The sequence below is a fragment of the Streptomyces sp. SCL15-4 genome (assembly GCF_033366695.1).
In the GTDB taxonomy this organism is placed as follows: Bacteria; Actinomycetota; Actinomycetes; order Streptomycetales; family Streptomycetaceae; genus Streptomyces.
In genome coordinates, this window is sequence record NZ_JAOBTQ010000001.1 from 1789399 (window position 1) to 1809680 (window position 20282).

General features: G+C 73.6%; 24 protein-coding genes and 1 pseudogene. 9 read left to right on the plus strand and 16 right to left on the minus strand.

What is annotated here, in order from left to right; all coding sequences use genetic code 11:
- The first annotated feature begins 257 nt into the window (after positions 1 to 257).
- The 4 genes from SCK26_RS07480 (at position 258) to SCK26_RS07495 (ending at position 3748) form a co-directional block, all read left to right on the plus strand.
- Complete coding sequence (locus SCK26_RS07480) at positions 258 to 2054, plus strand: thiamine pyrophosphate-requiring protein (protein ID WP_318200471.1); 1797 nt, start codon at positions 258 to 260, stop codon at positions 2052 to 2054.
- A gap of 90 nt (positions 2055 to 2144) precedes the next feature.
- On the plus strand, positions 2145 to 2522 hold the full coding sequence (locus SCK26_RS07485) for a DUF2795 domain-containing protein (protein WP_318200472.1): 378 nt from the start codon (positions 2145 to 2147) through the stop codon (positions 2520 to 2522).
- Positions 2519 to 3199 carry a diguanylate cyclase gene (locus tag SCK26_RS07490; protein WP_412080717.1) on the plus strand — a complete coding sequence of 227 codons (681 nt, stop codon included), beginning with the start codon at positions 2519 to 2521 and terminating at the stop codon, positions 3197 to 3199. The genes SCK26_RS07485 and SCK26_RS07490 overlap by 4 nt, the downstream gene beginning before the upstream one ends.
- A gap of 6 nt (positions 3200 to 3205) precedes the next feature.
- Positions 3206 to 3748, plus strand: coding sequence for a type 1 glutamine amidotransferase domain-containing protein (locus SCK26_RS07495; protein ID WP_318200473.1), 543 nt, complete (start codon positions 3206 to 3208; stop codon positions 3746 to 3748).
- A gap of 74 nt (positions 3749 to 3822) precedes the next feature.
- Here the strand turns inward: SCK26_RS07495 and SCK26_RS07500 are convergent, their stop codons facing one another.
- On the minus strand, positions 3823 to 4110 hold the full coding sequence (locus tag SCK26_RS07500) for a DUF6158 family protein (RefSeq protein WP_318200474.1): 288 nt from the start codon (positions 4108 to 4110) through the stop codon (positions 3823 to 3825).
- Between the two features lie 56 nt (positions 4111 to 4166).
- Here SCK26_RS07500 and SCK26_RS07505 point away from each other — a divergent pair.
- Positions 4167 to 5170, plus strand: a pseudogene (locus tag SCK26_RS07505) (Vms1/Ankzf1 family peptidyl-tRNA hydrolase); the annotation flags it as partial.
- A gap of 29 nt (positions 5171 to 5199) precedes the next feature.
- On the opposite strand, the gene SCK26_RS07510 reads toward SCK26_RS07505, so the two are convergent.
- Together SCK26_RS07510 and SCK26_RS37945 are read right to left on the minus strand one after the other, a co-directional pair.
- Positions 5200 to 6765 (minus strand): ABC-F family ATP-binding cassette domain-containing protein, encoded by a 1566-nt coding sequence (locus SCK26_RS07510; protein ID WP_412080841.1) that lies wholly within the window; start codon positions 6763 to 6765, stop codon positions 5200 to 5202.
- Positions 6672 to 7184: a histidine phosphatase family protein gene (locus SCK26_RS37945; protein ID WP_412080842.1), complete on the minus strand. Its 513-nt coding sequence runs from the start codon at positions 7182 to 7184 to the stop codon at positions 6672 to 6674. The genes SCK26_RS07510 and SCK26_RS37945 overlap by 94 nt, the downstream gene beginning before the upstream one ends.
- A 59-nt stretch (positions 7185 to 7243) precedes the next feature.
- Between SCK26_RS37945 and SCK26_RS07520 the strand changes: the two genes are divergently transcribed.
- The 3 genes from SCK26_RS07520 to SCK26_RS07530 all read left to right on the plus strand — a co-directional run bounded on the left by SCK26_RS07520 (position 7244) and on the right by SCK26_RS07530 (position 9912).
- Entirely contained in the window at positions 7244 to 8743 is a 1500-nt protein-coding gene (locus tag SCK26_RS07520) for a bifunctional phosphatase PAP2/diacylglycerol kinase family protein (RefSeq protein ID WP_318200476.1), read from the plus strand.
- Between the two features lie 133 nt (positions 8744 to 8876).
- On the plus strand, positions 8877 to 9698 hold the full coding sequence (locus SCK26_RS07525; RefSeq protein WP_318200477.1) for a class I SAM-dependent methyltransferase: 822 nt from the start codon (positions 8877 to 8879) through the stop codon (positions 9696 to 9698).
- Between the two features lie 43 nt (positions 9699 to 9741).
- Entirely contained in the window at positions 9742 to 9912 is a 171-nt protein-coding gene (locus SCK26_RS07530) for a hydrophobic protein (protein WP_318200478.1), read from the plus strand.
- A 21-nt stretch (positions 9913 to 9933) separates the two neighbouring features.
- Here SCK26_RS07530 and SCK26_RS07535 read toward each other — a convergent pair whose 3' ends face one another.
- The 13 genes from SCK26_RS07535 to SCK26_RS07600 all read right to left on the minus strand — a co-directional run bounded on the left by SCK26_RS07535 (position 9934) and on the right by SCK26_RS07600 (position 19854).
- Complete coding sequence (locus SCK26_RS07535; protein ID WP_030605837.1) at positions 9934 to 10215, minus strand: gas vesicle protein K; 282 nt, start codon at positions 10213 to 10215, stop codon at positions 9934 to 9936.
- Positions 10212 to 10427: a gas vesicle protein GvpJ gene (gene gvpJ, locus SCK26_RS07540; RefSeq protein ID WP_318200479.1), complete on the minus strand. Its 216-nt coding sequence runs from the start codon at positions 10425 to 10427 to the stop codon at positions 10212 to 10214. The genes SCK26_RS07535 and gvpJ overlap by 4 nt, the downstream gene beginning before the upstream one ends.
- Positions 10424 to 11248, minus strand: a complete 825-nt coding sequence (locus SCK26_RS07545) for a GvpL/GvpF family gas vesicle protein (protein WP_318200480.1) — start codon at positions 11246 to 11248, stop codon at positions 10424 to 10426. Before SCK26_RS07545 ends, gvpJ begins: the two co-directional genes overlap by 4 nt.
- Positions 11245 to 11580, minus strand: coding sequence for a gas vesicle protein (locus SCK26_RS07550; protein ID WP_318200481.1), 336 nt, complete (start codon positions 11578 to 11580; stop codon positions 11245 to 11247). The genes SCK26_RS07545 and SCK26_RS07550 overlap by 4 nt, the downstream gene beginning before the upstream one ends.
- The gene (locus SCK26_RS07555; protein WP_318200482.1) at positions 11577 to 12785 is read right to left on the minus strand and encodes an SRPBCC family protein; all 1209 of its coding nucleotides are present in this window, start codon (positions 12783 to 12785) and stop codon (positions 11577 to 11579) included. Before SCK26_RS07555 ends, SCK26_RS07550 begins: the two co-directional genes overlap by 4 nt.
- Positions 12782 to 13420: a DNA primase gene (locus SCK26_RS07560; protein WP_318200483.1), complete on the minus strand. Its 639-nt coding sequence runs from the start codon at positions 13418 to 13420 to the stop codon at positions 12782 to 12784. The genes SCK26_RS07555 and SCK26_RS07560 overlap by 4 nt, the downstream gene beginning before the upstream one ends.
- Positions 13417 to 13680, minus strand: coding sequence for a gas vesicle protein GvpG (locus tag SCK26_RS07565; protein ID WP_318200484.1), 264 nt, complete (start codon positions 13678 to 13680; stop codon positions 13417 to 13419). The genes SCK26_RS07560 and SCK26_RS07565 overlap by 4 nt, the downstream gene beginning before the upstream one ends.
- Before the next feature lie 30 nt (positions 13681 to 13710).
- Complete coding sequence (locus SCK26_RS07570) at positions 13711 to 14481, minus strand: GvpL/GvpF family gas vesicle protein (protein ID WP_318200485.1); 771 nt, start codon at positions 14479 to 14481, stop codon at positions 13711 to 13713.
- Complete coding sequence (locus SCK26_RS07575; RefSeq protein WP_318200486.1) at positions 14478 to 14900, minus strand: gas vesicle structural protein GvpA; 423 nt, start codon at positions 14898 to 14900, stop codon at positions 14478 to 14480. The genes SCK26_RS07570 and SCK26_RS07575 overlap by 4 nt, the downstream gene beginning before the upstream one ends.
- Before the next feature lie 63 nt (positions 14901 to 14963).
- Positions 14964 to 15365, minus strand: coding sequence for a gas vesicle protein (locus SCK26_RS07580; protein WP_318200487.1), 402 nt, complete (start codon positions 15363 to 15365; stop codon positions 14964 to 14966).
- 394 nt (positions 15366 to 15759) lie between these two features.
- Positions 15760 to 17607 carry a transketolase gene (locus tag SCK26_RS07590; RefSeq protein WP_318200488.1) on the minus strand — a complete coding sequence of 616 codons (1848 nt, stop codon included), beginning with the start codon at positions 17605 to 17607 and terminating at the stop codon, positions 15760 to 15762.
- A 17-nt stretch (positions 17608 to 17624) separates the two neighbouring features.
- Positions 17625 to 19109: an NAD(P)/FAD-dependent oxidoreductase gene (locus SCK26_RS07595; protein ID WP_318200489.1), complete on the minus strand. Its 1485-nt coding sequence runs from the start codon at positions 19107 to 19109 to the stop codon at positions 17625 to 17627.
- A gap of 331 nt (positions 19110 to 19440) precedes the next feature.
- A complete protein-coding gene (locus SCK26_RS07600) occupies positions 19441 to 19854 on the minus strand; it encodes a phage holin family protein (protein WP_318200490.1) in 414 nt (137 codons plus the stop codon).
- An 80-nt stretch (positions 19855 to 19934) separates the two neighbouring features.
- Between SCK26_RS07600 and SCK26_RS07605 the strand changes: the two genes are divergently transcribed.
- Complete coding sequence (locus SCK26_RS07605; RefSeq protein ID WP_318200491.1) at positions 19935 to 20282, plus strand: VOC family protein; 348 nt, start codon at positions 19935 to 19937, stop codon at positions 20280 to 20282.

Sequence of the window (20282 nt, forward strand, 5' to 3'; positions counted from 1 at the left end):
GCCGTGCGGCACCCGGCCACGGGGGCACGGTCGGTGTGCCCTCGCTGCCATGACAGCCCGCGCGGCGCCGTACCGCGCGCGGCCGGAGCCCATTCGCGCGACACACGGGGCCGCCCGGGTGACGGCGCCCGGGAGCGCCGGACCCCCACGGCGTGGGCGCCGCCGGGCCGGTGCCGGAGGTTTTCCGGCTGCCGCGCAGGTGACTCGGTACGGGCTGACCGGATCGTCCGCTTCGCTCTCCACCGGGAGGTCTGTCCATGAGCACCAAGGTCTCGGACCACATCCTCGAACGCCTGCGCGCATGGGGCGTGGAACAGGTCTTCGGTTATCCGGGCGACGGCATCAACGGACTGCTCGCCGCCTGGGGCCGCGCCGAGGACCGGCCGCGGTTCATCCAGTCCCGGCACGAGGAGATGTCCGCCTTCGAGGCGGTCGGGTACGCGAAGTTCAGCGGACGTATCGGCGTGTGCGCGGCGACCAGCGGGCCCGGGGCCATCCACCTGCTCAACGGCCTGTACGACGCGAAGCTGGACCACGTGCCCGTGCTGGCCATCGTCGGCCAGACCAACCGGACCGCGATGGGCGGCTCCTACCAGCAGGAAGTCGACCTGCACACGCTGTACAAGGACGTCGCCTCGGAGTTCGTGGAGACGGTGACGGTCCCCGAGCAGCTGCCGAACGTGCTGGACCGGGCGATCCGCACGGCCTACGCCCGGCGCTGCCCGACCGCACTGATCATCCCGGCCGATGTGCAGGAGCTGGACTACTCGCCGCCGACGCACGCGTTCAAGATGGTGCCGTCCAGCCTGGGGATGAGCGAGTTCACGGCGACCCCGACGGACGAGGCGCTGCGCCGGGCGGCGGACGTGCTCAACGCGGGCGAGAAGGTGGCCGTCCTGGTCGGCCAGGGCGCGGCGGGCGCGGTCGCGGAGGTGCGGGAGGTCGCCGAGCTGCTCGGCGCGGGCGTGGCCAAGGCGCTGCTCGGCAAGGACGTGCTCAGCGACGAACTGCCGTACGTCACCGGCCCGATCGGGCTGCTCGGCAGCCGGCCGTCCTACGAGCTGATGCGCGACTGCGACACGCTGCTGACGATCGGCTCGTCGTTCCCGTACACGCAGTTCATGCCGGAGTTCGGCAAGGCACGCGGCGTGCAGATCGACATCGACGCGCACATGATCGGCATGCGCTATCCGTACGAGGTGAACCTGGTCGGCGACGCCCGGGCCACGCTGCGCCGGCTGATCCCGCTGCTGCGGGCGGAGGGGCGCGGACGCAAGTGGTACGACACGGTGTGCGCGAACGTGAAGCGCTGGCACGCGACGATGGAGCGGCGGGCCGCGGTGCGGGCCGACCCGATCAACCCCGAGTACGTGGCGCGGGCGCTGGACCCGCTGCTGCCGGAGAACGCGATCCTGACCTCGGACTCCGGTTCGGTCGCCAACTGGTACGCGCGGCACATCACGATGCGGCCGGGCATGCGCGGTTCGCTGTCCGGGACGCTGGCGACGATGGGCCCGGGCGTGCCGTACGCGATCGGGGCGAAGTTCGCGCACCCGGACCGGCCGGTGTTCGCGCTGGTCGGTGACGGTGCGATGCAGATGAACGGCCTGGCGGAGATGATCACGGCGGCGAAGTACCGGGACCGCTGGTCGGACCCGCGGCTGGTGGTGGCGGTGTGGAACAACCAGGACCTGAACCAGGTGACCTGGGAGATGCGGGCCATGGAGGGCTCTCCCTCGTTCCTGCCGTCGCAGTCGCTCCCCGATGTGCAGTACGCGGCGTTCGCGCGTTCGCTGGGGCTGACCGGCATCCGGGTGGAGAAGCCGGAGGACGTGGAGGCGGCCTGGCGGGCCGGGCTGGAGGCGGACGGCCCGGCGGTGCTGGAGTTCCTCACCGACCCCGCCGTACCGCCGATCCCGCCGCACGCCAGCTGGGAGCAGATGGAGGCGACGGCCGCGTCGATCCTGAAGGGCGACGCCGACCGGGGCTCGATGATCAAGCAGGGGCTGAAGGCGAAGGTGCAGGAGTTCCTGCCGGGCCGGGCCAAGCAGTGAGCGGCAGGAGACCCGTACCGGATGAACGAGCCCCGTGTCGGACGTGCGGCACCGGGTACGCGGTGCGCACTTCGACCCTTGGAGGGAGACATGCAGCGAGGCAGTGACCGGCTGAACGTCCACCGGGACGACGAGATGAAGCACGAGCTGAGGGGTCTGCTCCGCTCCGGCCACCCCACACGCGTGGACGAGTGGCACGACCCGGAGCCGGCCGCGGACGACGACCCGGAGGTCTGGAGCGGCCCGGTGGGCGGCCTCGGTTCCCCGGCGTCGCTGGAGCGGTCCCGGCTGGAGCTGGCCCGCCATCTGAACCGGCACGCCTTCCCGGCGAAGCCGGGCGAGCTGGCCCGGGCGCTGCGCCGGAGCAACGCGCCCGGCACACTCGTCGACGCCGTGGCCGCCCTGCCGCACGGGGAGCAGTACGAGAACCTCCAGCAACTGGCCGAGGCGCTGGTGGGGGGCGCATGAGGGCACCGATACCGGGTTTCGGCGGTGCCTCGGGCCAGGCGGCCGAGATGGCGCGCGGCGCCACGGTCGACACCGGCGAGGTCACGACGCGTTTCCTGCTGTACGGCTTGCTGCCCGGCTGGTTCGTGCCGGGACTCGCCGACTGGGCGATGCACCGGCGCACCGGGATCGAGGACACGTCGGGGACCAAGGAGTCCCTGATCCACTCCCTGATGATGGCGGAGGTGGGCCTGCCCATCGCGCTCACCCTGCGCTACGAGGTCAATCCGCTGCTGCTGGCCGTGCAGCTGGGCGCGGCGGCGGTGCACGAGGCCACCGCGCTGTGGGACGTACGGACGGCGGAGGACAGCGACCGCGAGGTCAAGCCGATCGAGCAGCACATCCACAGCTTTCTGGAGTCGCTGCCGTTCGGCGGGCTGGTCTCCCTGATGTGCCTGCACTCCGACCAGGTGCGGTCGCTGCTGCGGGGCGGGCGCGGGAATCCGGACGCCTGGCGTCTGGTGCCGCGCCGGCACCCGCCGTCGCCCGGCTATCTGGCGGGCATCGCAGTCGCGATCGGCGCCTGCGTGCTGCTGCCGTACGGCGAGGAGCTGCTGCGCTGCCGGCGGGCGGCCAGGGAAAAGAAGCGCCGCGCCCGGTTCCCCAGGGCGGCGCTGCGGAAACTGAAAGGAGCCTGACACATCATGCGAATCGCGTTTCTGGTGGCACCCGAGGGCGTCGAGCAGGTGGAGCTGACCGAGCCGTGGAAGGCGGCCTCGGACGCCGGTCACGAGCCGGTACTGGTGTCGACGGAGCCGGGACGGATCCAGGCGTTCGACCATCTGGACAAGGCGGACACCTTCCCCGTGGACGAGGTGGTGGGGCAGACGTCGGCCGGCTCGTTCGGTGGTCTGGTGCTGCCGGGCGGGGTGGCCAACCCGGACTTCCTGCGGATGGACGAGAAGGCCGTCGCCTTCGTGAAGGACTTCTTCGACCGGGGCCGGCCGGTCGCCGCGATCTGCCACGCGCCGTGGACGCTGGTGGAGGCCGACGTGGTGCGCGGCCGGGTGCTGACCTCCTGGCCGAGCCTGCGGACCGACATCCGCAACGCGGGCGGCACCTGGGTGGACGAGCAGGTGAAGATCTGCGACAACGGCTCCAACCAGCTGGTGACCAGCCGCAAGCCGGACGACCTGAAGGCGTTCTGCGACGCGTTCGTGCACGTCTTCGCCGGTGAGGCCGGCTGACCGTCGTCCGCCCGTACGCCACGGGGCCGGCCCGCTTCCGGGCCGGCCCCGCCGTATGCCGGGCGCGCGGTGCGTCAGGTGCCGGACGCGTCCGGGGTCGCCGCCTCGCCGGAGCCCCGCTCCCGGGCGCCCTCGCGGGTGCGGCCCGCGCTCACCAGGCGGCGGGGGTTGCGCCGCAGATACTCGCCCTCCAGCTGCGCCATCCGCTCGTTGTGGGCGCGCAGCGCGTCGTTCGAGCCGTACAGGAGGGTGTCGTGGCGCGTGCGGTGGATCGTCTCCAGCTCCTTCATGAGCTGCTGGTCGTCCAGCCGGCTGGGGTCGACTCCGGTCATGGTGGTGCCCCGCTCGTCGTGTTCGTCCATGGGCTACGGGTACCCGCCCGGCACGCACTGCCCCGAGCGATTTCCGGGAGGAATCCATGGATCTCGCGTTCCTGAGTCCACTGTACGAACATCCGGGTTCCCGGGCCTCCGCATACGTCGGCCTGTCGACGCCGCGGCGGCGCTGGAGCGCGGCAGCGAGCCCTACGGACGCCCCCTCTTCGCCCACGACGGCGAGGTGGTCCTCCAGGTGTCGCTGACCCGGGCCCCGCCGTGGGGCCTCGTGCGCTGGGGCACGCTGCCGCACGTCACCCCGCTGCCGGACCTGGCCGGTGAGGACCCGGTGTCGCTGGTGGCGTACATCGACCGCGCCGGTGCCGAGTTCGAGCTGCGCAGCGCGGTGCTGCGGGAGGAGGCCGGGCAGGTCAGGGGCGGCCGGCAGTGGCCGATGCACCGGGCGCGGGCCTCCGGCTGGTCCGAGCGGCGCTTCCGGCTGGAGGCGGAGGACACCTGGGAGCACAACGCGCGGGAGGCCGCCGAGGCGCTCGCGGGCTGTCAGGCCGAGACCGGCGCCGACCTGCTGGTCCTGTGCGGCGGGGAGCGGGAGTGCCGGTCGGTGCGCGAGCGGCTGCCGGGGCACCTGCGGGACCGGGCGGTCCGGGCCGCGCACGGCGTGGGCAGCCGGCTGCTGCCGCGCGAGGTGGAGGAGGTCCGGGCCCGGCACGTACGGGAGCGGATCCTGGCCGAGGTGGAGCGCTACCACTCCGCCCGGACGCCCGGCGAGGAGCGGCGGGCGGCGGCCGTCGAGGGTGTGCCGTCACTGATCGAGGCGGCCCGCGGGCACCGGCTGGCCGAGCTGCTGGTCCTTCCGGGCGGGCCGGACACGCGGCGCGAGGTGCGGATCGGCGAGGACCCGGCCCGGCTGGCGGAGCGCCGTACGGAGCTGTCGGACCTGGGCGAGCGGCACGCCTGGCCGGCCCGTGCCGACGATGCGCTGGTGCGGGCGGCCGTGGTGACGGACGCGCCGGTCCTCTCGCTGGCGCCGGTGCGGGAGGAGACCGGCCGAAAGGTGCCGGCGGGCGGCATGGTGGCGCTGCTGCGCCGGCGGCAGCGGCCCGGCGGCGGGCCCGGTTACCGGGCCCGCTCGACCCGGCGTTCGTCCCAGACCGGTTCCGGAGTCTCGCGGACCCGGCCGTCACCGCCGAAGACCAGGAAGCGGTCGAAGGAGCGGGCGAACCAGCGGTCGTGGGTGACCGCGAGGACCGTGCCGTCGAACGCCTCCAGCCCTTCCTGGAGGGCCTCGGCGGACTCCAGGTCGAGGTTGTCGGTGGGCTCGTCCAGCAGCAGCGCGGTGGCGCCGGCCAGTTCCAGCAGCAGGATCTGGAAGCGGGCCTGCTGTCCTCCGGAGAGCCGGTCGAAGGTCTGCTCGGCCTGCTGGGTGAGTTCGTAGCGGCGCAGCCGGGACATGGCCGCGCCGCGGTCCTGGGCGTGTTCCTTCCAGAGGATGTCCAGGAGGGTGCGGCCCCTCAGTTCCGGGTGCGCGTGGGTCTGCGCGAAGTGGCCCGGGACGACGCGGGCGCCCAGCTTCCACTCCCCCGAGTGCGCGACGTCCTCGCCGGCCAGCAGCCGCAGGAAGTGGGACTTCCCGGAGCCGTTGGAGCCGAGGACGGCGACCCGTTCGCCGTAGAAGACCTCCAGGTCGAACGGCTTCATCAGGCCGGTCAGTTCCAGTCCCCGGCAGGTGACCGCCCGTACGCCGGTACGGCCGCCCTTCAGGCGCATGGTGATGTCCTGTTCGCGCGGCGGCTCCGGCGGCGGGCCCGCCTCCTCGAACTTGCGCAGGCGGGTCTGGGCGGCGGCGTACCGGGAGGCCATCTCGTGGCTGACGGCGGCGGCCTGCCGGAGGTTCACCACCAGCTTCTTCAGCTGGGCGTGCTTCTCGTCCCAGCGGCGGCGCAACTCCTCGAAGCGGGCGAAGCGTTCACGGCGGGCCTCGTGGTAGGTGGCGAAGCCGGCGCCGTGCACCCAGGCGTCGGCGCCGGCCGGTCCGGGCTCCACGGAGACGATCTTCTCGGCGGCGCGGGCGAGGAGTTCACGGTCGTGGGAGACGAACAGGACCGTCTTGCGGGTCTCCTTGAGCTGCTCCTCCAGCCACCGCTTGCCGGGCACGTCGAGGTAGTTGTCCGGCTCGTCCAGCAGCAGCACCTCGTCGCTGCCGCGCAGCAGCGCCTCCAGCACCAGCCGCTTCTGCTCGCCGCCGGAGAGGGTGCGCACCTGGCGCCACTGGGCGCGTTCGTAGGGGACGCCGAGGGCGGCGGTGGTGCACATGTCCCACAGGGTCTCGGCCTCGTAGCCGCGTACCTCGGCCCAGTCGGCGAGGGCCTGGGCGTAGCCGAGCTGGGCGGCCTCGTCGTCGACGGTCATCAGCGCGTGCTCGGCGGCGTCGACGGCCTTCGCCGCCTCCCGGATGCGGGGCGGCGCGACGGAGACCAGCAGGTCCCGCACGGTCGTCTCGTCCCGTACGGAGCCGACGAACTGGCGCATCACGCCGAGACCGCCGCTGACGGTGACGGTGCCGCCGTGCGGTTTCAGCTCGCCGGAGATCAGCCTGAGCAGCGTGGTCTTGCCGGCGCCGTTCGGTCCGACCAGGGCGACGGCGGCGCCCTCGCCGACCCGGAAGGAGACATCGCCCAGCAGCGTCCTCCCGTCGGGGAGGTGGTATTCGAGGTGCGCTGCTTCCAGATGTCCCATGGGCAGGCATTCTGCGCGGCGCCCGGTCCCAGGGGCAAACGGATACTCGGGCGGGCGCCGGGCGCGCGTCCTTCGCCACGGCAGCGCTCGCGGCGGCCTCGGCGACCACCGCGTCGTCGGCGGCCCGGAGCCTCGCCGCTCTGCCCGGCGGGCATCCGCAGTCCGGTGAGCCCGGGCAGCGTTTCCAGGTCGCCGGCGGACGGCTCGCGGACGCCGTCCCGGACGATCACCTCCAGGCCGCGGGCTGCGGCCGTCCGCCGGGTGCGGACCGGCGTGGAGGCGTACACGGCGTCGGTGTCCTCGGCGGCGAGCGCCCCGGGCAGCGCGGCGGCCCGTGCCGCGCCGAGCCCGGCCGGCGGACGCATCCGGGGGTTCGCCGCCGCGCGGCGCACAAGGAACGGGTCCTTCAGGGTAACCGCACCCCATGAGCCCTGACCTGGACCTGACCGCCCCCGCGCAGTCCGCCGCCCGCGCCCCGCTGCGCCGTGCGCTCGACCTCGACGGCCGGCTGTTCGAGGCCGCCGCCGCCTGGCACTGGCCCGGCGCCGAGCGGGTGCTGCCCCGCCTGAGCCGCGCGGCGAACCACGGTGTGCTGTGGTTCGCCACGGCCGCCGGCCTGGCCGCCGCCCGCACGCCACGGTCCCGCCGGGCCGCGGTGCGGGGGCTGGCCTCGCTCGGACTGGCCTCGCTGACGATCAACACGCTCGGCAAGCGTTCGGTGCGCCGGGCCCGGCCGGTGCTGGACCCCGTGCCGCTGGTGCGGCGGCTGAAGCGGCAGCCGATCACCACCTCCTTCCCGTCCGGGCACGCGGCCTCGGCGGCGGCCTTCGCGACCGGGGTGGCGCTGGAGTCGCCGGCGTGGGGCGCGGCGGTGGCGCCGGTGGCGTTCTCGGTGGCGGCGTCCCGGGTCTACACCGGGGTGCACTTCCCGAGCGACGTGCTGGCCGGGGCGGCGCTCGGGGTGGGCGCCGCCTTCCTGGTCCGGCGGCTGGTGCCGGCCCGCACCCCGGTCCGGCAGTCGGCCCGGACGCGGGCCGAGGTGCCGGCGCTGCCCGAGGGCGAGGGCCTGGTGCTGGTCGCCAACCGGGCCTCGGGAACGGCGGACCGGGTCGGCGGGCTGCGCGACGCGCTGCCGCTGGCGGAGATCGTGGAGTGCGCGCCGGAGGAGATCGGGGACGAGCTGGAGAAGGCGGCGGCCCGGGCGCGGGTGCTCGGGGTGTGCGGCGGCGACGGCACGGTCAACGCGGCGGCCCGGGTGGCGCTGCGGTACGGGCTGCCGCTCGCGGTGCTGCCGGGCGGCACGCTCAACCACTTCGCCTACGACCTGGGCGTGGAGGACGAACGCCTGCTGGCCCGCGCGGTCCGGCACGGCGAGGCGGTCCGGGTGGACGCGGGCCGGTTCGTGGCCGGTGACGGGGAGGGCCTGTTCCTGAACACGCTGAGCCTCGGCGTGTACCCGGAGCTGGTGCGGGCCCGGGACGGCTGGTCGCACCGGATCGGCGCCTGGCCGGCCGGGGTGCTCGGCGCGCTGCGGGTGCTGCGGGCCGGACGGCATCCGCTGGAGGTGGAGGTCGGCGGCGAAGCGCGGCCCCTGTGGCTGCTGTTCGTCGGCAACGGCGTCTACCACCGCATGGGGCTCTCCCCGGGCCGCCGGACCGATCTGGCGGACGGGCTGCTGGACGTGCGGGTGGCGCACGGTGGCCGCAGGCCCGCGCTGCGACTGCTCGCGGCGGCCGTCGCGGGCCCGCTGACCCGGTCGCCGGCGCACTCGGCGGTGCAGGTGAACCGGCTGCGGCTGACCGGGCTCGCCCCGGGCACCCCGCTCGCCTACGACGGCGAGGTCACGTCGGTGTCGGGCGAGGTGACGCTGGAGAAGCTGCCGGAGGCCCTGACGGTCTACCGCCCGCTCGGCCTCACCGGCTGAACCTCCATCTCTGACCCACCGTCAGTCCGCATGGCGATACGCGTATCTCATCATTCGGCATACGCGCGTACGGTGGGCCGGCAGCGGCGGACGGGTCCGGCCCGTCCGCCACGAGGGGTGAAGGGGTACGGCCATGCCGAAGGCACAGGACACCGCCGTCTACACGCACGGGCACCACGAGTCGGTGCTGCGCTCGCACACCTGGCGGACCGCCGCCAACTCCGCGGGCTATCTGCTCGGCTCCCTGAAGCCCCACATGAGGATCCTGGACATCGGCTGCGGTCCGGGCACCATCACCGCCGACCTGGCGGAACTGGTGCCCGACGGGCATGTCACCGGCGTCGACCGGGCGCCCGGCGTCCTGGAGCAGGCCCGGGCCACCGCCGCCGGCCGGGGTCTGGCCAACGTCGACTTCGCGGTGGCCGACGTCCACGCCCTGGACTACCCCGACGACACCTTCTGCGTGGTCCACGCCCACCAGGTGCTCCAGCACGTGGGCGATCCGGTGCGGGCGCTGCGCGAGATGCTGCGGGTGACGAAGCCGAACGGGTTCATCGCCGTACGCGACGCGGACTACGCGGCGATGACCTGGTATCCGGCGGCGCCGGGGCTGGACGACTGGCTGGACCTGTACGAGCGGGTGGCCCGGGCCAACGGCGGCGAGCCCGACGCCGGGCGCCGGCTGAAGGCGTGGGCGCTGGCCGCCGGACTGACCGAGGTCACCGCGACCACCGGCACCTGGACGTTCGCCACCGCCGAGGAGCGGGCCTGGTGGAGCGGCCTGTGGGCCGACCGCACCCTGGCCTCCGCCTACGCCGACCGGGCGGTCGAAGGCGGCCACGCCACCCCGGAGCGGCTGCGCGCGGTGTCCGAGGCGTGGCGGGAGTGGGGCCGGCGGGAGGACGGCTGGTTCGCCGTGCTGCACGGGGAGATCCTGTGCCGTAAAGAAGCCTGATTCGCGGATTTCCGGCAAGACGCTCGGCAGGAGGTTTCACACTATGGTTCCCATCCTGCTGGTACTGCTTCTGGCCGTTGTTCTCTTCGGCGCCGGATTCGCGGTGCAGATTCTCTGGTGGATCGCCCTGGCGGTACTGATCGTCTGGCTGCTGGGTTTCCTCGCCCGCGGCACGACGTCCGGCGGCGGCAGGGGGCGCTGGTACCGGTGGTGACATGACGCCCCGGCCCGCACCCTAGTCGCGGGGCAGCAGCGGTCCGAGCGGCCCGAGGTCCAGGTTCAGGTCCTCGGGCCGCAGTCCGTAGCGGTCGCGCAGCTCGGCCATGCGCTCCTCCAGGAGCATGAGGGTGAGCCCGATGCGCTCCTCCTGCTCCTCGGTCAGCTCACCGGTGTCGAAGCGGCGCACGGCCTGCCGTTCCATCAGCTGGCGCAGCAGTTCCACCACGGTCAGCACCAGTTTCACCAGGTCGCGCTCGACCGTGTCGGGTTCCAGGTCGAGCCGCTTGGGCGGGGTCACACGACCTCCTCGGTGGGCTCGGGCGGCAGCGGGGGATCGAAGGGCGAGGGCACCGCCGCGTTGACGGAACTGATCAGCGCGTTCAGATCGATGCGGACAAGGTCGACGTCCGCGATCCGCAGGGTGATGTCCCCGGTGATCACGACTCCGCCGGCCAGCAGCCGGTCGAGCAGGTCGACGAGCGCGATCTCGCGCCGTTCGACGACGGTCACGTCACTTCCACCCCCGCATTCCCCGCATTCCCCGAATTCTCCGTATCCTCTGTGTTCCCGGTGTTCCCCGTGAAGGAATAGGCGGCCCACGGGCCGGTCAGTTCCACCCGGATTCCCGGAGCCTCGTCCTTCGTCCGGTCCACGAGTTCCACGAATTCCTCGGAGTGCGCCCGGGACACCAGATAGGCCGCGTTGAGCACATTCTGGCCGGTTGCCCCGGAGAGCGCGGAATTCTGCGGAGGATGCAGCCGGACGTCCTCGGCGCGTTCGGCGAGGCGCTCGTGCAGCGAGCGCGCGAACCCCTCGGCCCGCTGCCAGGTCTCCTCCCGCGCCAGGCCGCGGTCCCGCCGCCGGCGCAGATAGTCCCGGCCGCTCGCGGGCCGCGCCGGGGCGGCGGGCGCCGCCTCGGCCGGTTCGGCGGGCTCGCTCTCGACGAACACCTTCACACCCCACTCCACCCGGCCGTCGAGCCGGTCGAGCAGGGCCCGGAAGTCGTCCTCGCGGGCCTCGATCATCGTGCGTACGGCGCTGTCGTCACGGAAGACGGTGGCGAGCCGCAGCGGCAGCGGGGTGGTGACGGTGGTGAGCGCGTCGATCACGCCCTGGTGCGCCCGGGCGGTCGCGGCGAGCCAGTCCAGGTCCTCCAGGTGGGCCTTCAGCGCCTGTTCGCCGAAGTCGGCCTCCGGGACCGTGCTGACCACCGCGACCAGCCCGTGGTGGTGCAGCAGGCCCGCCGGGGCGCCGCCCACGCCCGTCAGCTCGGCCTGCAGGGGTGTCCCGAAGGGACGGCAGACGGCGTACACGTACCGCAGTCCGGTCATGGAGCCTCCTTCGGGGCGCGGCCCGGCTCGAGTTCCTCGAGCCGGGCGAGCCGTTCGCGCAGCTCGGCGTTCTCCCGGGTCAGCTCGTCGCGGCGGGCCCGGGAGGACAGGGCGGGATCGCTCTCCCACCAGTCGATCCCCATCTCCTTGGCCTTGTCCACCGAGGCGACGATCAGGCGCAGCTTGATGGTGAGCAGTTCGATGTCGAGCAGGTTGATCCTGATGTCGCCGGCGATGACGACGCCCTTGTCGAGCACTCGTTCGAGAATGTCGGCGAGGTTGGCTCCCGATGCCTGTCCGTACGGCTCGGGCAGGCGGCTCGGGGTCGTCATCGACCACTCCCGCGCCCGGTGTACTCGGGTTCCTCTTCCTCGTCCTCCTCGTATTCGTCGTAGGCGCCCTCCTCGTCCTCCTCGGGCTCCTCCTCCGGCTCGGCGTCCTCCTCGGCCCCGTCCTCGTCCTCGTACTCGTCCTCGTAGGGCTCCTCGGCCTCTTCGTCCTCTTCGGCCTCGTCGCCTTCCTCGGGCTCGCCGGACTCCCGGTCGGACGCCTCGGGCTCTTCGGGCTCCTCGGATTCCTCGGAATCCTCGGCCCCTTCCGGCTCCTCGGGTTCCTCGCCCTCTTCTCCGGACGCCTGTGCCTCGGACTGCTGCTCCTGCTCCTCCTCGGCCACGGCGTCCTCGTGGCTGCGGACCACCTCGCCGTCGCGGATCTCGCCGCGCCAGGCGTCCTCCGCCTCTCCCTTGAGCGTGATGAAACGGGCGAAGTTCTTCAGGTCCAGCCGGGCCCGGCGGCCCTGCGCCCGCCAGATGTTGCCGGTCTTCTCGAACAGGCCGGTCGGGTAGTACTCCATGACCAGCAGCACCCGCGTGAGGTTCTCCTCCAGCCGGTGGAAGGAGACCACGCCCTTGGTGGTGCCCTTGGCGCCCTCCGACGTCCACTGGATGCGGTAGTCGGGTATCTGCTCGGTCGTCTGCGCCTTCCAGCTGCGGGACGACCAGAAGACCTTCGCCTGCCAGTCGGAGTGCGTGTCGTCGGAGCGGCTCGCGCTCTTGACGCCCTTGGCGAAGGTGCTGAAGCTCTGGTACTGCGTCCACTGGTCGTACGCGGTGCGCAGCGGCACACCGACGTCGACGGACTCCATGATGACGGTGGGCTTCTTGCCCGCGCCGCCCTTCTTGCCCTTGCTTCCCCCCAGGTTTCTCACCGCGTCCATCACGTTCTCCTTGGCGCGGGAGGCGCCCAGCTCCAGCGCGGAGCGCAGCGGGCCCTTGCCCTCGGCCAGCTTGCGGCCGCCTTCCAGTGCCAGCTTGGCGAAGCCCGGGCTGTTGCCCTCGGCGATGTCGTTGAGCCGGACGGTCGTCTCGCCGAGCTTGCGGCCGACGCCGGCCAGCATCCGCTCTGCCTGCGCGGTCAGATAAGCGCGGACCTCCTCCTTGAGCCGGTCGGCGGCCTCGCTGTGGGCGAGGTCGGCGAGCGGACCCGCCGGGTTGCCGCCGGCGGCCTGGGAGGCCGTGGAACGGAGGGTCTCGGTCATCGGTCATCGCCGCCCTTCGACTGCCGGGAGCCGGCGCCGCGGGCGGACTCACCCGCCGCGGCCGTCCGCTTCGCCGCCGTCCTGCCGGCCGCGCCCGTCTTCCTGCCCGCTCCCTTGCCGGCGGCGGACAGCGGCTTCCCGGCGGCCTTGCGCCCGGAAGCCTTCTTCTCGGGGGCCTTCCGCTCGGAAGTCCTCTTCTGCGGGGCCTTCCCGTTCCCCCGGGACGCCTCGTCGCGGGCCCGGCCCTTCGTCCCGGCGTCCTCGTCCGCGCCGGTTTCCTCGCGCTCGTCCGGCTCCTCGCCCAAGCCGCCGGGCACGGCGCCCGACAGCTCGTCGTGCACCCGGTCGGTGCGGCTGCGCAGCCGGCCGGCGAGCGAACTCATCTGCCGCTCGACCATCGCGCCGGTGGCGGCCTTGCCGACCCCGCGCAGGTCCTGGCGCAGCTGGTCCCCGATCTCCTTGAACTGGGGGTTGCTCTTCAGCTGCTGGTTCGCCAGCTCCGCGAGCGCCTTGGGGCTGAGGTTCAGCTTCTTGCCGGCCACCAGGGAGCCGACCGCGAGCGCCATCTTCAGCTTCTTGGTGCGGCCGAGCAGATATCCGGCCCCTACGGCGAGGCCCAGTGCCGTTCGGTTCATCGTCCCGTCCCGTTGCCTGTCGTGTCGCCGGAGTGCATGGCGGTCTCCAGCCGGTCGAGCAGTTCGTCCTCGCGCCGGTCGAACTCCTCCTCGGTGATCTCGCCCGCCTCAAGCTGCTCTTCGAGGCGGGCGAGTTCGGCCCATACGGTGGCGGGGTCGTAGTAGATCCGTTCCGCCTCCTGGAGCACCTGCCTGATGGCCCAGGCGCTGCCGCGCACGGGGGCGAACGGCAGCATCAGCACTTCGCCGATCAGTCCCATGGTGTTCTCCTTCCGTCCGGGCCCGGAGCGCTAGCGCGCCCCGGTGTCCGCGCCCGCCGTACTGCCGGCGGGCTGGGCCGGGCCGGGTTCGACGAAGCTGTACGGCGGCAGCGGCCCGTTGATCCGCAGGTCGAGGTGGGGATGGCCCTGGCGGACCTCCTCCACCGCGGCCAGGAAGTGCTCGGCCGAGTCCCGGGCCACGAGGTACGACACGTTCAGCAGCCAGCCGGTGGACTCGGGACCCACGCTGACCGCGGCGGCGGCCGGTGCCAGCAGGTCCCGCACCTCGCCGGCGTCGTCGGCCTCCTTGGCCTTGACGAGACCGGCGATCAGCTCCCCGAGGCGGATCTTGTCCTCGTAGCTGCCTCCGCCGGACCGGCGGTTGGCCTCGGCGAGGGCGCGTGCCTCGGTGTTCTCGGCCATCACCAGATGCAGCACGGCCTCTTCGACGTGCGTGGCCTTGACGTTGTACTCGACCTTGCCGTCCAGCTCCCGCAGCCGCTCCGCGTAGTGGTCCGCCCGCTCGGTGAGCACCTGGACGACCGCGTCGTCGTCCGTGGCGACGCTGCCGAACCGCATGGGCAGCACGCAGCCGCCGGCTCCGGCCTCGGCGAGCACGTTCTGGTGGGCGAGCAGGTCCCGGCGCTTGGGGCGCAGGTCCTCGGGGGCGTCGCTGACCACGGCGGTCAGGTCACCGGCCGTGAGGACGCGCACCGGGCGGGGCGGCTCGCCGACGCCGGTCATGCCCTCGGGCAGCGCCGGGTGCGACCGGGCGGTGATCCCGTAGACGTAGGTGCTCACTCCTGCTCCTCCTTACGACGCGCCGGGGCCTTGCGGGCGCGCGGCCGGGACTCGGTCTCCCCTTCCTGCCGGGCCTGGTTGAAGGCGTCGGATATGGTCTGCGCGGCACCGGAGAGCGCGCCCTTGGACTTGCCGCGGGCTCCCTGCTCGGTGAGTTCGCCGACCATGTCGGGCAGGCCGGGGCTCTTGTGCGGCCCCGACTCCAGGTCGAGGCGGTTGCACGCCTCGGCGAAGCGCAGGTAGGTGTCGACGCTGGCCACGACGACCCGGACATCGATCTTCAGGATCTCGATACCGACCAGGGAGACGCGGACGAACGCGTCGATCACCAGCCCCCGGTCGAGGACGAGCTCGAGCACGTCGTAGAGGCCGCTGCTGCCGCCTCCGCCTCCGCTCTGCTGTGCCGGAACAACAGTCATGCCGGCGATTCCTCCTCGTGCCTAGTAGGTGCGCGGTCTGCGCGGTCGGGGCGCGCGGTCGGCTCAGCGGCCGCCGCGCGCGTCGGCCCTGCCGCGTTCGTAACGGCGGACGCGCCGGTATCCGGTCAGCTGCCCCTCGGGGTCCAGCTCGACCTGGTAGCTCGCCATCAGGCTCATGGTGTCGGGCACCCGGGCGAGCTCCAGCACCTCGACTTCGATGGACCAGCCGTCCTCGGTCTGCTCGAAGGAGGAGACGGTCTCGGGGACGAGCCCGGTGAGTTCGGTGAGCTGGGTGCGCGCCTCGCGCAGCACCTCCATGGGGGTCGGCCGGCGGCCGCCCGCCTCGTTCCGTTCGTTCCGCTCGTTACGTTCGTTCTGTTCGTTCCGCGCGTTCTCGTGCTTTTCGTGTGAGTCCTGGGGTTCTTGTGAACTCTGTGTCTTCGGTGTGCTGTTTGTGTTCGACATGGCCACCTCTCCCCTGCGTGTGGCCGCTCCTCCCTTGGCCAAACCTCGGGAGCGCATGTGATCGAGGCGGGGCCGGCCCCGGCCCCGCCCGGCACGATGGCCCACGGTGCGGTGCGGGCCTGTTCGACGGCGTCGGCGAGGGTCCACCTGCGGACGTCGAGCGCGGGATCGTCCACCTGTTTCCAGGCTAGGGCGACGGGGGCCGGAGCGCCCGGGCGGGCGCGGACGGTGCGGTCGGCGGTGGTGATCCGGCCCGGGTGCCGGACGGCGGCGGCATCGTCACGGGCCCTTGGTGTACCGGGGCGCGCCGTCGCGGCCGGAGAAGAGGACTCCCCGGCCGCTGGATCTCCACCGCGTGCCGGCCCGCCCGGATCGCCGGGCGCGGCGCCGTGGCTCACCGCACGACCGCCTCCTCGACCAGCAGCCGGACCGCCGCCGCGATGCCCACCGAGTCGATGCCGGCCGCGTGCAGCTGCTCGTCCGGCGCGGCCGAGCCCGGCATGGTGCGCACCCCCAGCCGGACCAGACGGGGCACCGGCCGGCCGTCGCCGAACACCTCCGCGACGGCGTCGCCGAGGCCGCCCTCCGGGCGGTGGTCCTCCACCGTGAGCAGGCAGCCGGTGTCCTCGGCGGCGCGGCGCAGGGTGTCGGCGTCGACGGGCTTGACCGAGTACAGATCGATCACCCGCACCTCGATGCCCTCCTCGGCGAGCCGGTCGGCGGCCGTCAGCGCCTCGGGCACGGTCACTCCGGCCGCCACGATCGTCAGCCGGTCGTGCTCACCGGAGCGCAGCGTCTTGCTGCCGCCGACCGGGAACTCCTCGTCCGGGCCGTAGAGCACCGGGGTCTTGCCGCGGGAGGTGCGCAGATAGCGGATGCCGTCCAGGCCGGCCATGGCCGCGACCAGCCGGGCCGTCTGGTTGGCGTCGCACGGGTAGAGCACCGTGGAGCCGTACACGGACCGGAACATCGCCAGGTCCTCCAGGCCCATCTGCGAGGGCCCGTCCTGGCCGATGGCGACACCGGCGTGCGAGCCGACGAGGTTGATCCCGGAGCCGCTGATGGAGGCCATGCGCACGAAGTCGTGGGCACGGGTGAGGAACGCGGCGAAGGTGGCGGCGTACGGCACCCAGCCGCGCGTGGCCATGCCGACGGCGCTCGCGACGAGCTGCTGCTCGGCGATGTAGCACTCGAAGTAGCGGTCCGGGTGTTCCTTGGCGAATTCCTCGGTGCGGGTGGAGTCGCCGACCTCGCCGTCCAGGGCGACGACGTCGCCGCGCGCGGTGCCGAGCGCGGCGAGGGCCTTGCCGAAGGCGTCCCGGGTGGCGGCCTCCTCGCCCACCTCGAATCGCGGCAGCCGGACCGCCTCGGTGGTCAGGGAGCGCAGCGCGGCGGCGACCTGCGGCTCGCTCACCCGGACCCGCAGGTCACGCTGCCCGCCGAGTTCGGCGATGGCCTCCTCGGCCTCGGGCAGCGGCTTGCCGTGCAGTCCCTCGCGGTCCTCCACGGAGGCGACGCCCTTGCCCTTGAGGGTGCGGGCGAGGATCACGGTGGGCTGCCCGGCGGTGGACAGCGCCTCGCCGTACGCCCGGTCGATCTTGTCGACGTCGTGCCCGTCGATCTCGATGGTGTGCCAGCCGAAGGCCTGGAAGCGGCGGGCGTAGGCGTCCAGGTCGTGGCCGTGCCGGGTGGGGCCGCGCTGGCCGAGCCGGTTGACGTCCACGATGGCGACGAGGTTGTCCAGGTTCTCGTGACCCGCGTGCTCGGCGGCCTCCCACACCGAGCCCTCCGCCAGCTCGCTGTCGCCGCACAGCACCCACACCCGGTAGCCGGTGCGGTCCAGCCGCTTCCCGGCGAGCGCGATGCCGACGCCGACCGGCAGGCCCTGGCCGAGCGAGCCGGTGGCCGTCTCCACCCAGGGCAGCCGGCGGGGCGTGGGATGGCCCTCCAGCCGGCTGCCGAGCTTGCGGAAGGTGACCAGCTCGCCGTCCTCGATGGCGCCGGCCGCCTTGTACGCGGCGTACAGCAGCGGGGAGGCGTGTCCCTTGGACAGGACGAAGCGGTCGTTGGCGGGGTGTTCGGGACGCTCGAAGTCGTAGCGGAGGTGGTTGGCGAGGAGGACGGCCAGCAGGTCGGCGGCGGACATCGAGGACGTGGGGTGCCCCGATCCGGCGGCGGCGGACGCCCGCACGCTGTCCACGCGCAACTGCTGGCCGAGTTCGGCGAGTTCGTCGGTGTTCATGAGTCTCCTAGATCTCCTTACAGGTCTGCTCGGGGACTGCTCGCAGGCCCCGTCGTGCTCGGTTTCGGGGCGGGGTGGCCGTCCGGCCGGATGCCGCGGCTCCCGTGGGTCATGGGCTCCTCTCCCCCGGCGTCCTCGGCCCGCTCGTGCTCGGGTCCGCGGCGTGCCTCGTACGGGCCGGGCCCCGGCTCCTCGGGGGCGCCCGGGACCCGTGCCGGTTCCGGTGCGGCCGTGTCCAGCGGTACCGGCCGGGACCGGTCCAGCCCCAACTGCACGCCTTGGCGCGGGAGTACGGCGTCCAGCAGCCAGTCGGCGGCGACCCGGACGCGGTTGCCGGGCAGCGCGGCCAGGTGGTGGCCGCGGGTCACCGCGCCGGCCGCGAGACCGGACAGCGGGATGCCGAACGGGTTGGCGGCGGCCCGGGCCCCGCCGAGGTCGACGGCGAAGCCGGCGCCGCGGTGGTGGTACGGGCGCCGGCGGCGGCCGAGCCCGAGCGTGGCGGCCAGGTTCTCCCCGGCCACCCGGCCCTGCCGCCAGGCGTGCCGGGCCGTCATCGCCGTGAACTCGCCCGGCCGGTCCGGGTCGGGCACGGCGGCGGCGTCCCCGCAGGCGAACACCTCGGGCCGATCGGGCAGCCGCAGATAGGCGTCGACGATCAGCCGTCCGCGCTCCAGCGGCTGCCCGAGGGCCTGCACCAGCGGATCGGGCCGTACGCCCACGCACCACACCAGGGTCCGGGACGCGAGGAACTCGCCGTCGCTGAGCAGCACGCCGTCGGGGGTGGCCTGCCGGACCGAGGTGCCGGTCCGCACCTCGACCCCGCGGGCCCGCAGCACCCGCTCGGCCGTCCGGGACAGCCGCTCGTCCAGCTCCGGCAGCACGCGCGGTGCCACGTCCAGCAGGATCCAGCGCGGGCGCAGCCCGGCCGGCAGCGGGTTCCGGCGGGCCAGCCGGTCGGTGAGCAGGTGGGTCTGGGCCGCCACCTCGGTGCCGGTGTAGCCCGCGCCGGCCACCACGAACGTGCACCGGGCGGCGGCCGACTCCGGGCTGTCGGCAGCGGCGAGTTCCACCTGCCGGGTCACGTGGTCGCGCAGGTACAGCGCCTCGGGCGGTCCCCGGAAGCCGTGCGCGTGCTCGGCGACGCCGGGGACCGGCAGCAGTCTGTTGACGCTGCCGACGGCCAGCACCAGCCGCTCGTAGCCGAGCGTGTCCGCGCCGCCCTCGGGGCCGCGGTAGTGCACCGTGCACCCGTCCAGGTCGACGCGCTCCGCCTCGCCGAGGACCAGCCGCACCCCGCGCAGCGTGCCGGGCAGCGACACGGTGACCCGGCGGGCCTCCAGGACGCCGGCGGCGACCTGGGGCAGCAGCGGCAGGTACAGGAAGTGATCGGTGGGGTTGAGCAGCGTGATGTCGGCGCGGTTCCGGGTGAGCCGGGCCAGCGTGCGGGCGGCCTGATACCCGGCGAAACCGGCGCCGACGATCACGACGCGAGGTCGGCTCACGGTGCGCCTCCGGCGGTGTGGCTCGTACGAGGTCTTCCGCGTAACCGGGGCCGGGGCCGCCAAACGCCGGGCGGGCCACCGTTACGCCGGCCGGGGCCGGGACAGCGCGGCGTCGCGCTCCCGGCGGCGTCTCGCGCCCGGCGCGACCGGTCCTCCGGGGCCGGCCCGGGCCGGGCCACGCGTCCCGGGTCGGCGGCGCCACGAAGGTGCGCCGCGTACGGAGACGATGCCGCGCGGCACATGAGCACGTTGCGGGCGTGCGCCGGCGGAAGTCGGAGAACCGAGGGTGCCGCCGCGGCTCACCGGGTGAGCACCGCCGGACCGGCCGCCGTCAGGCCCTGTGGCGCGGGCTGTCCGGCGGGTTCTGGGGCATCGGGGGGTAGGGCATGCCGAGGCCCGACGGCGGGGCTCCGGGGGCTGTGCCGCCGATCACGCGGTGCGGGGTGTGGTGGTCTCCGTGGGCCGCGCGGCGCAGGAAGTACGCCGCCACGCCGAGGAGTGCCGCCGTGATCAGGGCCGCGGCCCAGCCGGGCAGGCCGGACGCCAGGGCCAGGCCCGCCGCGAGGGCCACCGCGCCGCCCGCGTACAGGGCGGCGGCGCCCGAGGCGGCGTACAGCATGGCGGTGCGGCGCTGCTTGCGGGACTGCTCGCGCAGTTCGTCGCGCACCGTCTCGCGTGCCACCTGGGCCAGTTCCTCGACCAGGTGGCGGTCCAGATGATGTTCCAGGTGCTCCGAACGGTTCATGCCGTGCGGGTACCCGTCCCTCACTGTGCGTAACGCGGAGACCGTGCGCGCCGCGGGCGGCCCCAACTAGGCTCGCCCGTATGGAGATTCTGGGCGCTTCGCTGCGCATCTGCGTCGACGACCTCGACACCGCGGTCCCCTTCTACGAACGGCTGACCGGCACCGGCGCGCTGCGCTTCACGCGCGGCGGGGTCGAGGTCGCCGCGGTCGGCTCGTTCCTGCTGATGAGCGGCCCGCGGGAGGAGCTGGAGATCCTGCGCAAGGTGGCGGCGACGATCGCGGTGAAGGACGTGGAGGAGGCCCATCGGCTGCTGACCGGGCTGGGCGCGAGGATCGTCGCGGGACCGGTGCCGACGCCGGGGGGCCGCAATCTGCTGGCGGTGCACCCGGACGGGTCGGTCTTCGAGTACGTGGACCAGCGCGGCTGA

Coding starts and splice junctions, on each gene's coding strand:
- SCK26_RS07480 (WP_318200471.1), top strand. CDS start 258: ATGAGCACCAAGGTCTCGGACCACATCCTCGAACGCCTGCGCGCATGG.
- SCK26_RS07485 (WP_318200472.1), top strand. CDS start 2,145: ATGCAGCGAGGCAGTGACCGGCTGAACGTCCACCGGGACGACGAGATG.
- SCK26_RS07490 (WP_412080717.1), top strand. CDS start 2,519: ATGAGGGCACCGATACCGGGTTTCGGCGGTGCCTCGGGCCAGGCGGCC.
- SCK26_RS07495 (WP_318200473.1), top strand. CDS start 3,206: ATGCGAATCGCGTTTCTGGTGGCACCCGAGGGCGTCGAGCAGGTGGAG.
- SCK26_RS07500 (WP_318200474.1), bottom strand. CDS start 4,110: ATGGACGAACACGACGAGCGGGGCACCACCATGACCGGAGTCGACCCC.
- SCK26_RS37945 (WP_412080842.1), bottom strand. CDS start 7,184: ATGCGTCCGCCGGCCGGGCTCGGCGCGGCACGGGCCGCCGCGCTGCCC.
- SCK26_RS07520 (WP_318200476.1), top strand. CDS start 7,244: ATGAGCCCTGACCTGGACCTGACCGCCCCCGCGCAGTCCGCCGCCCGC.
- SCK26_RS07525 (WP_318200477.1), top strand. CDS start 8,877: ATGCCGAAGGCACAGGACACCGCCGTCTACACGCACGGGCACCACGAG.
- SCK26_RS07530 (WP_318200478.1), top strand. CDS start 9,742: ATGGTTCCCATCCTGCTGGTACTGCTTCTGGCCGTTGTTCTCTTCGGC.
- SCK26_RS07545 (WP_318200480.1), bottom strand. CDS start 11,248: ATGACCGGACTGCGGTACGTGTACGCCGTCTGCCGTCCCTTCGGGACA.
- SCK26_RS07550 (WP_318200481.1), bottom strand. CDS start 11,580: ATGACGACCCCGAGCCGCCTGCCCGAGCCGTACGGACAGGCATCGGGA.
- SCK26_RS07555 (WP_318200482.1), bottom strand. CDS start 12,785: ATGACCGAGACCCTCCGTTCCACGGCCTCCCAGGCCGCCGGCGGCAAC.
- SCK26_RS07560 (WP_318200483.1), bottom strand. CDS start 13,420: ATGAACCGAACGGCACTGGGCCTCGCCGTAGGGGCCGGATATCTGCTC.
- SCK26_RS07565 (WP_318200484.1), bottom strand. CDS start 13,680: ATGGGACTGATCGGCGAAGTGCTGATGCTGCCGTTCGCCCCCGTGCGC.
- SCK26_RS07575 (WP_318200486.1), bottom strand. CDS start 14,900: ATGACTGTTGTTCCGGCACAGCAGAGCGGAGGCGGAGGCGGCAGCAGC.
- SCK26_RS07580 (WP_318200487.1), bottom strand. CDS start 15,365: ATGTCGAACACAAACAGCACACCGAAGACACAGAGTTCACAAGAACCC.
- SCK26_RS07590 (WP_318200488.1), bottom strand. CDS start 17,607: ATGAACACCGACGAACTCGCCGAACTCGGCCAGCAGTTGCGCGTGGAC.
- SCK26_RS07600 (WP_318200490.1), bottom strand. CDS start 19,854: ATGAACCGTTCGGAGCACCTGGAACATCATCTGGACCGCCACCTGGTC.
- SCK26_RS07605 (WP_318200491.1), top strand. CDS start 19,935: ATGGAGATTCTGGGCGCTTCGCTGCGCATCTGCGTCGACGACCTCGAC.